Annotated in this window: 12 protein-coding genes; 4 read left to right on the forward strand and 8 right to left on the reverse strand. The window is 34.6% G+C overall.

Annotated elements, in window-relative coordinates; translation table 11 throughout:
- Positions 1 to 14: 14 nt before the first annotated feature.
- Together H626_RS0102080 and H626_RS0102090 are read right to left on the reverse strand one after the other, a co-directional pair.
- Positions 15 to 470, reverse strand: a complete 456-nt coding sequence (locus H626_RS0102080) for a nuclear transport factor 2 family protein (RefSeq protein ID WP_027107857.1) — start codon at positions 468 to 470, stop codon at positions 15 to 17.
- Positions 471 to 1,417: 947 nt separating this feature from the next.
- Positions 1,418 to 1,858, reverse strand: coding sequence for a hypothetical protein (locus H626_RS0102090; RefSeq protein WP_027107858.1), 441 nt, complete (start codon positions 1,856 to 1,858; stop codon positions 1,418 to 1,420).
- A 502-nt stretch (positions 1,859 to 2,360) separates the two neighbouring features.
- On the opposite strand from H626_RS0102090, the gene H626_RS0102095 reads away from it, so the two are divergent.
- Complete coding sequence (locus H626_RS0102095; RefSeq protein WP_027107859.1) at positions 2,361 to 4,364, forward strand: LTA synthase family protein; 2,004 nt, start codon at positions 2,361 to 2,363, stop codon at positions 4,362 to 4,364.
- Positions 4,365 to 4,649: 285 nt separating this feature from the next.
- Here the strand turns inward: H626_RS0102095 and H626_RS0102100 are convergent, their stop codons facing one another.
- Positions 4,650 to 5,996, reverse strand: a complete 1,347-nt coding sequence (locus H626_RS0102100; protein WP_051237712.1) for an FAD-binding oxidoreductase — start codon at positions 5,994 to 5,996, stop codon at positions 4,650 to 4,652.
- Positions 5,997 to 6,247: 251 nt separating this feature from the next.
- Here H626_RS0102100 and H626_RS11780 point away from each other — a divergent pair, with 251 nt between their 5' ends.
- Complete coding sequence (locus tag H626_RS11780) at positions 6,248 to 6,568, forward strand: chromate transporter (protein ID WP_084140129.1); 321 nt, start codon at positions 6,248 to 6,250, stop codon at positions 6,566 to 6,568.
- Entirely contained in the window at positions 6,565 to 7,125 is a 561-nt protein-coding gene (locus tag H626_RS0102105) for a chromate transporter (RefSeq protein ID WP_027107861.1), read from the forward strand. Before H626_RS11780 ends, H626_RS0102105 begins: the two co-directional genes overlap by 4 nt.
- 581 nt (positions 7,126 to 7,706) lie before the next feature.
- Here the strand turns inward: H626_RS0102105 and H626_RS0102110 are convergent.
- From H626_RS0102110 to H626_RS0102125, 3 genes are all read right to left on the reverse strand, one after another.
- Positions 7,707 to 8,204 (reverse strand): DUF7000 family protein, encoded by a 498-nt coding sequence (locus tag H626_RS0102110; protein ID WP_027107862.1) that lies wholly within the window; start codon positions 8,202 to 8,204, stop codon positions 7,707 to 7,709.
- A 102-nt stretch (positions 8,205 to 8,306) separates the two neighbouring features.
- On the reverse strand, positions 8,307 to 9,269 hold the full coding sequence (locus H626_RS0102115; protein WP_027107863.1) for an HAAS signaling domain-containing protein: 963 nt from the start codon (positions 9,267 to 9,269) through the stop codon (positions 8,307 to 8,309).
- A 687-nt stretch (positions 9,270 to 9,956) separates the two neighbouring features.
- Positions 9,957 to 10,787, reverse strand: a complete 831-nt coding sequence (locus H626_RS0102125; RefSeq protein ID WP_027107865.1) for an exodeoxyribonuclease III — start codon at positions 10,785 to 10,787, stop codon at positions 9,957 to 9,959.
- Between the two features lie 239 nt (positions 10,788 to 11,026).
- On the opposite strand from H626_RS0102125, the gene H626_RS10425 reads away from it, so the two are divergent.
- A complete protein-coding gene (locus H626_RS10425) occupies positions 11,027 to 11,467 on the forward strand; it encodes a phosphatase PAP2 family protein (protein WP_211221930.1) in 441 nt (146 codons plus the stop codon).
- Between the two features lie 672 nt (positions 11,468 to 12,139).
- Here H626_RS10425 and H626_RS0102140 read toward each other — a convergent pair.
- Together H626_RS0102140 and H626_RS0102145 are read right to left on the reverse strand one after the other, a co-directional pair.
- A complete protein-coding gene (locus tag H626_RS0102140) occupies positions 12,140 to 12,637 on the reverse strand; it encodes an AAA family ATPase (RefSeq protein WP_027107866.1) in 498 nt (165 codons plus the stop codon).
- Positions 12,638 to 13,178: 541 nt separating this feature from the next.
- A complete protein-coding gene (locus tag H626_RS0102145) occupies positions 13,179 to 14,288 on the reverse strand; it encodes a PQQ-dependent sugar dehydrogenase (RefSeq protein ID WP_027107867.1) in 1,110 nt (369 codons plus the stop codon).
- Positions 14,289 to 14,548 lie beyond the last annotated feature (260 nt).

A 14,548-nucleotide genomic window follows, 5' to 3' on the forward strand; every position in this document is an offset into this window, starting at 1 on the left:
CACTTTCCATCTCCTTATCCGAAAAATACTCTCATTAACCAGCGGTAAATTGATCTAACAACAGGGATACCATCACAAATATCTCCCCACAAATCGTAATAATCTCTCTGTTCAATAATCAAACCATCACTGTCAAAAGTTAATCTAGTGGCCCCGTAAATTGGTTTTGTGGGAAAAACACGAAACGACATCGTCATCTTCCATTCCATCATTACACTATTATCGGCTTTAATAATAGTGTAGATATCCATCCTCAAACTTTTACAGCGTTTAGCCAAGCGATTACACATTGCTTCAAATTCAACTTTCCCTTCAATTCTCTGGATTGAATCCTGAAAGATAATATTTTCATGATAAAACGGAAAAATATGTGACCAGTCTGGCTTTCCATCAGCGCTATAGGTTTTTGACCACAATTCTTTAATTTCTTCAATGGACATTATTTTGTTTTGTAGTGAGTCTCTCCCCATAAAAAACACTCCATCTTGATTTATTATTCCCTACTACTATTGTACCAAATCACAACAGAAAACGCTTACAATATAGGTGCCAGTTAACTATTCCTTCAGAATAAGCGCCTTAGAATTTAGTTTTGCTATTCTTTCATTTAATTGAGTTTATTTTATAGAATTAGATCTTACACGACTCATTCTTGGAATAGCTATCCGTTAGTCCATTGGTTAGTTATCATTCAAGATACGATAACTTTTTTGGCTGATACTTTTGGTAATTGGAGACATGCTTTTTAGAGGGTTTAAACTTTTTTTTGGATTTCTTCTGTTCCCAAATCATAATCAGTACTTCTATCCACGTAACCTAGAAAAGTTGAGTGTTCTAATCGGTGAACGGCGTGTCCAGAAAATACTGATTAAAAGAATGGATCCCTTTTATGAATCACGTTATTAGATCCTGATCAGGACTATTTACTTCTTCAAAACAATAAAGCCAGGCTGCTATTATATTACTCGTTACTAGTGTTCTAGCTTTTGTTTGGTGTATTGATTTGTAAATACAATACTATTCCTGTGCAAACGGACACTCCCCATCTCAATATGCATTTATAATATAGTGCACACAAGATTTCAGTGCTATTACCGTAATGATAATATGAAATTCATGAAAATATTATACTGTGTATTTGATAGTTGATGTCCATCAGATGTTTCTACATCATTTTTTGAATCTTATAATAGATACAATTGAATGTTACAAAAAATAAGGCATTCTGCGTTGATTGATTTAGACACCAGAGTGCCTTAGATTTATCGATTTATAATAAACTATTAAGGCTGTGACTCCAATAAATTTTATATCATTCATGTCATTATCCCTGTTCTAACCGGTTCCCGTTTATGCTTTTCTCTCTTCTATATGAATCTCATAGAACAGATTCAAGATCCCCTTTTATACAGTATTTTCAAGTGATGGGCCATAGATAATATAGGGATGCTATTATGGAAATCGCTATAGCATAGTAATGAAACCATGCTTTCTTCATTTTACGAAGAAGAAACAAGCTGATTACAACAGCCAATACCATGAACAAAGCTACTATAATCGGATATTCGAATAGTTGAACTCCAACTGTGGCCATAAAGGTAGTAAGTGAACCAGTAAGCACACTAGCTTTAAGCCATTCACCTATCCTGCTTCGATATATTATAAAACAGAAAACGATCCATATGATTCCATATCCGACTCGTAAGGGTGCTACAAAGTTATATGAATTATTCTGATTTACCATTTTTTGAATAAGCATGAAGGTAATAAAATATAATAAAAAAGCTACTATCAAAATAACAAAGCCACCTACTGTAACAAGTAGTCCCTCCTTGATTATTTCAGATTTTTTATTCATATACTATTCATCTCCTCTTCTCATGATAAATTCAATAAATTTTAAAATTCATCTCTCAGAAGCAATATTAAAAAGCCTTAGTTTTTGTAATCCAAAATATAATACAATCTATTTAATTATAAGTGTACCGCTCTATGTATATTCTCCCTTTCCAATCCCTCTAGACCGCGTGTAATTGTTGCCTTTTCCTTTACTATCTTATTCTCTCTGAGTCTTTCTCTACAATTCTATTAAAATACTCCCATTTTGAACGTATTTCTGTCTTGTCTGATTTGAGAGTAACACTGCCGAATCTCATTAAACAATCAGTATTGGTTTGAACTTATCATTCATACTGTATTTCATATTGATAATTTCCATTTGAACTATAGTATGTTCATACCATGATATGTATAGATATATAGAGATTTTTCCATTTGCTATTTTAAATACCGGTTCTATTTCTTTAAGTAGTGCAATTTATTACGATGTGTTAAGCTGTCCACAACAAGGAGGCGCTTTCATGATCAAAAAGAAATCATCTCTGCCCTTATTAATCTATTTTGTACTCTCCCTTTTCTTTTTGGAGTTTGTTTTAAGACTGCGCGTAGATGGGGATTCCACATTTATTTCTATGAGTCTTTTCATTTCTTTTATATTCTCACTGATTTTAGCCATTGCTCTATTTTTGCTTTCTAGCTTGTTTCGAAATAGAACTAATTATATTTTATCCTTTGTATTTCTAATTATAGCGGGCTCAATCTTTTCAACGCAATTTGTTTATTTTCAGTTCTTTAGAACCTTCTACAGTTTCTATTCGACTGGAAATGTATCTCAAATATTCGAATTTAGACAGGATATCTGGACCGTCATTTCAAATAATTATTCTTTGATAATACTATTTTACCTTCCAGCTTTATTTCTCTTATTTTTTGGAAAAAAACTTTTCCGCTTTAACAAGATAAGCGAACTTTATAGAAGTTTCTTAATTTGTTTAATTATAATCTTTCATATAACTGGCTTGACCACTATTTGGTTCAATGGAAAAAATCAGAATTCTGCATATGATTTATATTTCCAAACGAGGGATCCCATTCTTTCTGTTGACAGGCTTGGATTGATCACTACCATGCGGTTAGATTTTCAAAGATTGGCGACTGGATGGTCTCCTACCCAGACTATCCCTGATATGCCAGTCTCTAACTCAGAGTCTATATATGAGTCTGACAAAGAGGATGATGAAGATGAGCAACTAAAGGAAATTGATGAATCTGAAATTGTAGAAAAAGAAATAGACTATAATATGTTGGATATCGATTTTGATAAATTGATTTCGACTGAAAATGATGAAACGATTAAACAAATGCATAATTACTTTGCTAATGTTGAACCAACAGCAAAAAATGAATATACAGGGAAATATGAAGGTTATAATCTTATATTTTTAACTGCTGAAGGGTTTTCCCCCTATGCTGTAAACGAGGAACTAACGCCAACTCTATTCAAAATGGTTCACGAAGGATACAATTTTACCGACTTTTATGTTCCTCTATGGGATGTAAGTACTTCTGATGGTGAATATGTATCGTTGACAAGTCTTATTCCCAAAAGTGGGATCTGGAGTTTTTCTGCATCGGCCAAAATTGATCTTCCCTTTGTTATGGGGAATCAATTTAAAGAACTCGGGTATAAAACAGTAGCCTATCATAACCACACTTATTCTTACTATGATAGAGATGCCTCCCATCCCAATATGGGCTATGATTACACGGGTGTCGGGAATGGTCTGGATATGAGCGGAGGGTGGCCTGCATCTGATTTGGAAATGATGCAAGAAACAATTCCTCAGTATATAGCTGATGAACCCTTTCATGCTTATTACATGACAGTCAGCGGTCATATGCAGTATTCTTTTTCTGGAAACAATATCGCTTATAAAAATAAAGAATATGTTAAGGATTTGTCTTATTCAGAGCAAGCTCAAGCTTATTTAGCTACTCAAATAGAACTTGATAAAGCCTTAGAGAATATGCTCAATCAGCTGGAAGAAGCCGATATGGCAGAGGAAACATTAATTGTCTTAGCCACAGATCATTACCCTTACGGTCTTGATAACTCAACCATTGATGAGCTAGCTGGACATCCAGTAGACAGAGATTTTGAGCTCTATAAAAGCCCCTTGATTATTTATACAAAGGGTATGGATCCCGTAACTGTAGATAAACCCAGTTCGAATCTTGATATTATTCCTACACTTTCCAATTTGCTCGGATTAGAATTTGACTCCAGACTAGTTATGGGATCCGATATTTTTTCCGATTCCAGTCCCCTTGTCATGTTTAGAAATAAAAGCTTTATTACTGAAAAGGGTAAGTATAATTCTGCAACCAAGCAGTTTTCACCCACTGAAGATAATAGCAATCAGGATTACACTGAGCATATCGACACCATTTCGCTCAGTGTAGACAATAAATTTTATTATTCCGGCAAGATACTCGAAACAGATTACTATAAAGGATTTAAGTGATTTTCTTTTTCAATAGAGACTATTTCTCAACACCTTTATTCCTATAAAAACCAGTATGTAATCTAATACTGGTTTTTTAACTTTATTGCAGTTAGCTATTCCATTAGCCAAATGCTTTTTTTTCAGTATTCTTTATAAAATCAATCACACCCGCAGTTATTCGTTTTATCAATTCAAAAATGGCGTCGAAATCAGACTTTTTAATTAAATGGTTCACACAAAGACGTTTTTCAATTTTTATCGGTTGTTATCCTATTTTTCCTTTTTTAGAATATGTTTTTTGATTTACCTGCCACTATTTGTTTTAGGTTGCTCCTCATCTAACCCTCTTGCAGCTAAACAGGTTTTATCGTAAAGATCTCTAAAGATATTATCCGGATCTGTTCTTTTTTTAACTATTTCATAGTTCTCTTTGTTCCATACGTTCCAAAATTCATTTTTTGAATAAAGATTTGTAGATATCAGCGTTTTTATCGCATTGATTTCTGTTAGTTTATCTTCAATGATTTTGTAGTAGAATTCAGAGTTTTTTATTCGCATCCCATATATGGCAATATCCAAAAATAGTTCATCTGTTACATTGTCAAAGAAGTCTTCTGAGATCCATTCGTATTTGTGAACAATACGATACGGCACACACCATAACGGAAAATGATCGATTTCCTTTATATACCAATCCATAAACTCTTCGATTTTTGAAAATGGAATAAACGTGTCGACAGTAACAGGTATTAATTTTGAAGGAATAAATCGTCTCAGAATAGTCGCCATCCTTAAAGTAGTATTGGCGTTCATTATCCGACCAAATAAGAACCTTAAAAGGCGCGTTTTAGGATGAACATTGGTAACTCCTTTGTTGTAACGAAAGAAATAATCTGGAGTAGTAAGATAGTCTTCTGATCGTTCTGCAGTACTTGTATAGTAAATTCTTGTCCAGTCATAGTTATGGGTATAAGGAGCCTCGTCTACTAAATATCCTTTACTTAGAATAAAAAGATCAGGAGAATGAATGATCCCGTCCATGAAATCAAGATCTTTATTTTCGAAATGTTCCCATATAGCCTTCTTATAATCATCAAGATTTTCAAACCGTTCATAGACCACTCGTACAAATGGCTTAGCAGGTAAAAGCTTAAAAGTCAGCTTCGTGATGATTCCTAAAGTGCCAAAAGTACCATGAATCATCTGAAACAATAAGCTATTCTCATTATCGGGTGTACAGTTCAATACTTCCCCTTTAGCAGTAACAACTTCATACTCCAGACAGTTATCATGAAATCCTCCAACCTTGTAGGACATGGATTCTATCGAACATCCCGCAACAGCTCCACCAATCGTTATAGTCTTAAGTTCCGACACTACAGCTGGGATCAGATCATGTTTTAGAGTCGCTTCAACTAGTTTTTCGAACGTCACACCGGGCTCCGCAACACAAATCCGATTCCTCTGATCAATAGAAAGTATCTCATCGAAGTCGCTGATATCAAGTTTTTCGTCAGTATAAGTCTTACTCTCTGGCTTAGGTACCATATGAGAAACAGTTTTCTTCTTAAGCTTCAAATAGGCTGTTCCTTCTCGTTGCTTCAACTGTTTTACGATCCTATCTAATTTAACTTCATGTGTAGCCTGCATTTCATTCTCTCCTCTAGACGAACTAGGCTTGATCGATATAGTCCCATTTTGTGTGTGCTTGAATTTTTTTATAAAAAAATCAGGCACACGGAATAATGCATCAGGAATAACTTCACTCTCTTTAAATTGATGTTCATTTTTTTAGTAGATAGACATTGTTCCTAGTTATTTCTATATGTATCACTAGTTTCCTTGCTTACACAAATTTTTATACTCATATTTCATTATAAGCGATACTATAAGGTGCATTTATAAGTTGTATTGGTACGATTTTACCACCGTTGTTTTTATTGTCAATTATATCTTATTACTATGCTTTCTTTCGAAACAATCAGACTCTAACCTCGATACTGCGTGGTATGGAACTAGGTGTCGTAGCAATAATCGTTCATCTAGTAATTGAAATGACAAAAGGGGTTCTCAAAAATCGTAATACAATGATATCCTTCCTGATTCCATTAGCCTTTTTCTTAAGTTTCTTCACACAGATAAATGTAGTATTCATTATTATCGGCGGGGCACTTTTAAGTTTTTTGCAAAAATATCTAGTCAAGAGGAGAGCCACTAAATGATCGGAGAATTAATAAATCTGTTTATGACCTTTTTGAAAATTGGACTCCTAAGCATCGGTGGAGGTTACGCAATAATTCCTCTGATACAAGAAAGTGTAGTAGCATCCACTGGTTGGATCACGGTACAAGAGTTTACAGAAATCATTACTATCTCTCAGATGACTCCTGGATCTTTAGCAATAAATATATCCACGTTTATTGGCATGAAAATAGCGGGCATTATGGGGGCACTTGTTTCCACTATCGGGGCAATATTATTTGGTACTCTATTTTCCATATTATTATTTAACTTCTTTGGAAAACATAAAAATATCGCCAGTATTGCCAATGTTTTAAAAGGTCTCAGAGCGACCTCTATTGGATTAATTGCTTCTTCAGCATTAACCATTGCTTTAACTGCATTTTGGGAATCACCATCAATTAATACTGATGTAGCATCGCTAAATTTATCTGGACTATTTATTTTCAGTCTCTCTTTCATCCTCTTGTATAAGTATAAAGCCAATCCTTTAGCAATAATTGCACTTACCGGAATCATCGGTTTATACATTTATTGATTATCAATAAGCGTACGTTCTCTACTCGGCATCTTTAAAAGCATATGTAGGTTAACCTAATAATCCAGATATATTTTCCCAGTTGATTCTACTACTTCTTAGTACAACTTATAGATTTATACCTACTTAATTTAAAGAAACTTAGGAATATCGCTTTTTAAAAGTTAGATTAAACAATCTGATTTTTAGAAGGCGACACTCAATCACTAGTTTGAATCAGTTTTTTATTCAATCGTATCTTTTGTTATTCATTCTAATCTATATTTAATGATCCTCTTTTATCTACAATAAGCCTTTTTCTTTTTATAGCAAGAAATGGAACTAAGCAATTGTACTACTGATAATAATAGAAACTTAGTTTTGAAATTAATTGTCTAAGATAGAGTTTGTGAATACATAACTCAATAGCTTGGAAGTGTTTACCTATAATTGAAATAAACAAAAAAAGCAGAGTAAAATCACTTACTCTGCTTTTTCGTGGAGTTCTTTATTGATATACAGGTTGAAAAATCAATTTCTCTGGAACACCTCATCCCTTAGCTATACATTCAAGAAGAAATCTATTGTAAAAGCCCCGTGGCCTAATCATTGGTCAAATAATTTTTTTCAATATTTTTTATAAAACTTATCACACCTGCATCGATTTGTTTTGTTAATGCAGGTAGATTGTCAAAATCAGGATTTTCAACCAATACAGTTCCAACAATAGATGCCATTCCTTTTTCATCAGAAGTTAAGAAATAGTTTTTCAATTGATACTTGCTAAATTTTTCGTGATATTCAGACATGACAACTCTATTCTTTCCAGAGAGCCAAACTTCAAATTGCATTTTATCATGCTTGAAAACAACAATATATTTTAGGTCTTTTTCCTTTGCTAACTTTGATGTAAGCGAAAAAAATGTTACGTCCATATATCCTTGATAAAAATTTGCTGAAACTTCATATTCCGGATACTTGTCTTTAAAATGCGTCCGCAACAGTTTAACATAGTGCATTAACCCTTTATATGCTTTTTGTAGGTTCGTCTCCTTCAATAGTTTTCCATATTCCGATAGACTTCTATTAAGAGATTCCATACCTGACCTACCTCCTTTTTATCTTACACTACTGTATTTTCTATTCATAAGTTGATTTTATAGTTTGCTTTCCTAAACTTGCTATCAAGAACTGGTCTCTACTTATTCTTCTCCATACCGAATCCCCTTATATAAGGCAGATACAGACTCCCCAAGAGTAATGATGATGATGACTACTGTTATGAATAATATCATTCTTTCAAAGGATATTGGCATATATTCTTCGAAATCCTGCACAAATTCATCATTCCAAATGGTCATGTTATTAATGATAGTGATGGTCAAAGTTGCAGATACTATATTTAACACTGAAACGATGCTAGCTACTTTCTTTGTCCATCTGCCTCTAATGATCTTGATTAATTCTATTAAGATATTCATTATAAATACAAGGAATATAATGACCTTGAACGAAGCAATTTCTCCTGTATTGAAAAGTGGAATCACATTAAACTGGCCATCGATTTTATAATAAATTCCAATCATCTCAAGAAAGTTGAAAAATAAAAGTAGAAATATCGTACTCATGATTATAGAGAATACAGATTCTCCTCGCGATATGTGAGCTTTTTCCTCTGGTGCTACAGGTAGCTGAGAAGGATCCCATTTTTCATCTTCCATTCCAGTTTCAATGGATAGTCCATAGTACTCTAATAAAGCAAAGACTCCAGTCACCCAAGCTGCTCCTTGTAGAATAGCCGAAAACAAAGTTAATAGATAACCTCCAATTACGTCAGCGATGTTCTCAGTAGAGAATAAGACTCCCAGTCCCGATGCTATTGATACCCCGATGAAAACAAATAAAACAACGATTTTCATAACAAATAAATATTTATAGAAGTATTTCGGGCCAATAAGATACCTTTCTTTTCCTCTGTAACTATTTGCCAGTTCTCTTGGGTCTCCAAGCTCTCGCAATACTTTTTCGCTTTTTTCTTCTTCGGAAAGGTCCGGATCCATATCTGCCATCCTATCATCAATTAATACTTTCAATTCGCTAGCAGTTTCTTTCCTGGATTTTTTTGGCAATTCTCTTGTAACTGCATGAATATATTTGATTATCATCATTACCCTCCTCGTCGTTCCATCAGTATCCCACCGATTTTATAAATTTTTCAGTTTCCGTGAAAAAAGGGCATATAGGGAGCTTGATCCCTTCAAAATTTTTCCGTTCATTTCTGTATGTAAATGAGATCCATATTCCAGTTGCTTTGAGTGACTTAATAGTGTCACTTGGAGCAATCCTTTTCGTGATTTCTGAATATTTGTTCTAAACACTGAACTATTCTAACTGTTTCCGCTCATGTCCTCTCCTCACTCTATTATACTGCGCGAAACATAGCATTACCAAAACAAACCATTTACAGATTCGTGCGAAATAAGAACTTGAAGATCCCCGTTATCAATATATTTTCCTGAAGTATAAGCATACTTACTAGGATGGTTTCGATTGGTCGAATGTATCTCTATTTATATAGGAGATGCTCTTGGGTTACGTATGCAGGTATCTCTCGATGAGAAAGTCATTGGATTCGTTATACTTGGTAGTTTTAGTAAAAACTGTGCTGATGTTCATTGTTTGGATGTAAAAAGAGACGAGCATAGACAAGATATAAGCAAAAAAAAGCAGAGCAGAATCATCTGCCCTACTTTTCTACAGAGTTCTATGCTGAGTTATCTCCGTCTTAAAATCATCCTTTAGAATAGCTTGACCCGTTTATCTCATAGAATGATGCTTTTATAACATTAAATCTATGCTAAATCAATATCAAGTACTAAAGGTGTATGGTCTTGTCGTTCTCCCGAATCTAGCATGTCTGATTTCTGCACCTTATCCGCAAGTCTGTCACTTACCAACCAGTAATCGATCCTCCAACCTGAATTATTGATTTTGCTTGTTTTGGCACGCTGATTCCACCAAGAATATCGTCCTGTAGCATCTCCGTGTATATAGCGGAATGTATCTGTAAACCCTTTATCCAATAGTTTTGTAAATGCTTCACGTTCTTCGTCGGTAAAACCGGCTGACCGTTTATTCCTCCCAGGATGAGCTAGATCGATTTCTTTATGGGCTACGTTGAAGTCTCCAGTGACAATAACTGGCTTTTTCTCATCTAAACCAACTAAGTATTCTGCAAATTTCTCATCCCATTCTTGGCGCTCTTTCAATCGCACTAAATTCGATCCAGCATTAGGTGTGTACACCTGCGTTACAAAAAATGTATCAAATTCTAGCGTTATGATTCTCCCCTCTGAATCAAGGGGATCCGGTGCTCCGATTTTTGGAAATGTTGCGGTAGGATTTAGATGGTTTTTATAGAAAAACATTGTCCCCGCATAACTCTTTCTTGCTGGTTCTTGGGATACATTCCATACACACTTGTAGTTGGGAAACATATCCTTTAATATTGCAATATGCTTTTTTGAAGGTCCGGTTCTCGGCAACTTAGTTTCCTGGACAGCAATAATATCTGGGTCCTCCTCTACTATGCTTACCATTACTTCTCGGGACATCAAAGCCCTATCTGAATCACTTGTCAACATTGCATTCAGAGAATCAATATTCCATGTAATAAGTTTCACTTTATTCTCTCCTTTATGACTGACTTTCTATTCTATCTACTCTCTTCATACTAACATTTTATAAGAAACAGAACGATTATTTTGACTAAATTCCAAACAGAATATTAAGATACATTCTCAAAAAATAGTATTTCTTTAGAAAGACATTTACTGCAATCTTAAAAAGTCAATTCATAGATTAAAAAAGTGTTTAATATGTTAATATGAATATAAATTCAACTTTTAGGGTGTTCAATTATATGTATGTAAAAACAATTAATCAAATAAATAATTTCATTACATTTTTAGTCTATGTAACCTATCCTTCAGTTCTAATACTATTAATTTATTCTGGTGATGCTAGATTTTGGAGAGTTCTACTGACTCCTTCCATATCCTTTGTATTAGTCAGTATCTTTCGAAGTTATGTTAATGCTCCTCGTCCCTATGAAATAACAGGTGATATCCCGATTATTAATAAAGTTGCTAAAGGAAAATCTTTCCCCAGCCGACATGTCTTTTCTGCTTTTGTCATTGCTACGACACTCTATTTCATTTCAAAACCTTTGGGCATATTTTTGATACTAGCTGGTAGCCTATTAGCTATTTTGCGCGTGATTGGCGGCGTTCATTTTCCAAAAGATGTCATTGCTGGAGCAATTATTGGTATCGTTTCAGGTATATTAGGCTTTTACCTCTAAGTAGTCTCGGTCGTATTCCTTCTTTTCGGCATTTTTAGAAAAAATAAGCGAAGTTATGTTGGTCATTACTAGACCCGATACTTTGCTTTTTTATTTTTAAAACTCTTATTGTATTAGCTTGATATCATAACAACTCAGTAAAATGCTGCTTTCCAGAATGCAGTGAATTATAGCATCCTGTTGACATTCACCTACACTCCTGTCTTTTCGGACTTGTTTTCCCTACAATACAAAATAATTTCACTGCTTTTTTTTTACATAGTATGTTCTATTTACCCTTTATTTCCATCCACTAATTTTTTTGCTTTTTCTCTTCCGCCACTTTCCCTAATTCTTTTGAAATGGCAGCAGCTGCTTCTTTTTTTCAACTAGCTCTGTGACATTCCAGCAAAACTAAACGGTTATCATTCTTCGAGTACAACTTCCACACTTTCACTCTTTTTTATTTAATTAGCATCACAGATATGCTCAATAGGAGAATATCTGCGATGCTACAATTGATCTGGCAGATTAATTTTTATCATTTTCAGGATCATTCAGTTATTTTAAATACTAACTTTTTCGACTTCAATACAACTTCCTATATATGGAACGAAGAAACAATATTGATGTCACCAATACAAGTTGGATAAGGCTACTTATTCGCAGTCACTTACTTGGACAAACAAAGCTTTAAATTTGTGTTGCAATAAATTCTGCTATTTCAGCGGGGTCACGATTAGATACATCAACTTTTATGCTGTTTATTTCGTCGTAGAGCGAGATTCTATTTAGGCTACGTTTTAATGCTTCCGCTGAGCGAATTCCAGCTTCAATATCTTTATCGATACGTTTGGCTAATGCATCAGCAGAACAAGTCAGTGAAATCACCTTTACTTCATATTCATCCAAATCTAGATTTGATAGGATTTTATCTATGATGGCCTGCTCATGCATTACCCAGCAAAAAACCACGTTATCATAAGCACTACAATGAATGAAACTGTTGAGGAGATGGCAGATGTTGTCCAACACCATTGCTTTGGTCTCTTTTGTAATCTGAAACGGATCTGCATTCCAACACCAGTCACCATCTAGGAATACAGCATTATCTAATTTTTTATTCAATAACTGGGACACTGTTGTCTTTCCAACACCCATGGTACCACCGATCATATATAATGTTTTCATTTTTATCCCCTTAGTTCCATTTATACTGATTTCTAACAAATCTTTCATTGCTCTGTTTAGTATTTCAGCTATTTTATTGCTAAATCCAGTGTTAAATTCTATTTATGATTTTCAATTCCTTTAATGGTTTGATTGGTTACTCCAAAATAATTACTAGATTGCACTGTTTGAGTCTTTGTCTCTTTTTCTAAACGAAACAGTGCCGATAATAAGAGGTATATAAAGTTTCATTAACTATGACGATGAATTAATTCACTATGGAAGTGAAATACAGACGGACAGTCGGATTTAAAGTTTAGCTAATAAATCAAGAGAGAACTGATAGATCATATGATATCCCTAGGTTATACTTTCACCTCAACTATTGATCCTTCTTTGCACTATCCAAGTTTTTTATAATATGGTTCAACATCACTCTCATCACATATACTTTTTGAATGGGCTAATCTTTATATCCCTCTTCCATTAAGGTTTTACCGATTCCAAAGTGCTAATTGTTTTTATTATTACCGACCGTTCCCTTAAGCACTCTGAAACTTATTTAATCTTGAATGGATAAACGATATAGCTTGTCATCAGTTTCGTTCGGGTCGCCCCGTCCATCTGTGTTATTGCTGATGAAATAAAGTTGATCATCTTCGATCAGTACATCTCTGATCCGGCCGAATCCAGAAATTTCTTCTCTTTGCTCACCGGTTTCAAGGTTAAATTCAAAAACAGCTTCCCCTCTTAAACCTGCAACATAAACTGTATCATCATAATAGTCCATCCCGGACGGTGCCCAAGTTTCTGAATTTCCAGAGGTGAAGACGGGTGACTCCATCCCCTCTTGTTCTTCGACTCCTTCAATGATTGGCCAACCGTAATTTTGACCGGCTTCAATCAAGTTGACTTCATCATTTGCTGAATTGCCATGTTCACTTGAATAGAGTTTGCCATCAGTCGACCAGGTAAGTCCCTGTGGGTTTCGGTGTCCATAACTGTATACATAGGAATTAGAAAAGGGATTGCCATCCGGAACTGATCCATCACGATTCATTCTTAAAATTTTCCCACCTAATGAATCAAGATCCTGCGCAATCTCAGGTACAGATGCATCACCAGTCGTTGCATATAGCTTGTTATCAGGTCCAAGTTCTAGTCTCCCACCATGATGAACCCTTCCGCTTGGTATTTCATTGAGGAGTATGTTCTCCTCCTGCCAAATGTCTTCGTTCAAACGCAAAGTTACAATTCGGTTAAATTTTCCATTCCTGTCCTCATACGTATAATAGGCGTATGCTAAGTTGTTTTGCGAAAATTCAGGATCGAGTACGAATCCTAATAAACCAGCTTCTGAAACGGTAGAAAGTTCCTTCGCCAATTCTACTTCCTGTCTTATATTTTCTCCATTTTTAATTTGCATGATAGTTCCAGATCTCTCTGTCAAAAAGAATGTATCTCCCTCTTTTTGAATCGACCAGGGTATCTCAAGGTTTTCAGCAATTATTTCTGGTTCATCACTGATTCCTTCCTGCTCATCCTGTCCACCATTTTCTTGTTCAGTAGTTGAAGTGATGTCCCGGTCAGTCCTTGTAGGGGTTTCATCAGTATCCGCACATCCAGAAACTACAATCACTAAAAACAAATAGAACATACTGAATTTTTTCATTCTTCTTCACCCCATTCTTTTTATTTCTATTTACTTATTTTTTAAACTGTCCTAGTGATGAATCAGTCAAGTTGAGTATAATTGATTATTCTTCAGGAAAAAGGATTTTACTTGAATGCTCTTTTATCTATTGTAAATTATCCCTGAACAATTAGCTATTCAGAGAAATGACACGTAGAAACATGTAGTAATGAGATGGCACGTAGAAACATGTAGTAATGAGATGGCACAAGAGTCGTATTTTAATAAATGTAGAAATG

It is taken from the genome of Lacticigenium naphthae DSM 19658 (genome assembly GCF_000425865.1).
GTDB classification, from domain to species: domain Bacteria; phylum Bacillota; class Bacilli; order Lactobacillales; family Carnobacteriaceae_A; genus Lacticigenium; species Lacticigenium naphthae.

Bases quoted from the DNA above. Each gene is read 5' to 3' on its own strand.
- H626_RS0102115 (WP_027107863.1), bottom strand. From the start codon at position 9,269: ATGATAATCAAATATATTCATGCAGTTACAAGAGAATTGCCAAAAAAA.
- H626_RS0102100 (WP_051237712.1), bottom strand. From the start codon at position 5,996: ATGCAGGCTACACATGAAGTTAAATTAGATAGGATCGTAAAACAGTTG.
- H626_RS0102140 (WP_027107866.1), bottom strand. From the start codon at position 12,637: ATGAAAACATTATATATGATCGGTGGTACCATGGGTGTTGGAAAGACA.
- H626_RS0102110 (WP_027107862.1), bottom strand. From the start codon at position 8,204: ATGGAATCTCTTAATAGAAGTCTATCGGAATATGGAAAACTATTGAAG.
- H626_RS10425 (WP_211221930.1), top strand. From the start codon at position 11,027: ATGTATGTAAAAACAATTAATCAAATAAATAATTTCATTACATTTTTA.
- H626_RS0102145 (WP_027107867.1), bottom strand. From the start codon at position 14,288: ATGAAAAAATTCAGTATGTTCTATTTGTTTTTAGTGATTGTAGTTTCT.
- H626_RS0102095 (WP_027107859.1), top strand. From the start codon at position 2,361: ATGATCAAAAAGAAATCATCTCTGCCCTTATTAATCTATTTTGTACTC.
- H626_RS0102090 (WP_027107858.1), bottom strand. From the start codon at position 1,858: ATGAATAAAAAATCTGAAATAATCAAGGAGGGACTACTTGTTACAGTA.
- H626_RS0102105 (WP_027107861.1), top strand. From the start codon at position 6,565: ATGATCGGAGAATTAATAAATCTGTTTATGACCTTTTTGAAAATTGGA.
- H626_RS0102080 (WP_027107857.1), bottom strand. From the start codon at position 470: ATGGGGAGAGACTCACTACAAAACAAAATAATGTCCATTGAAGAAATT.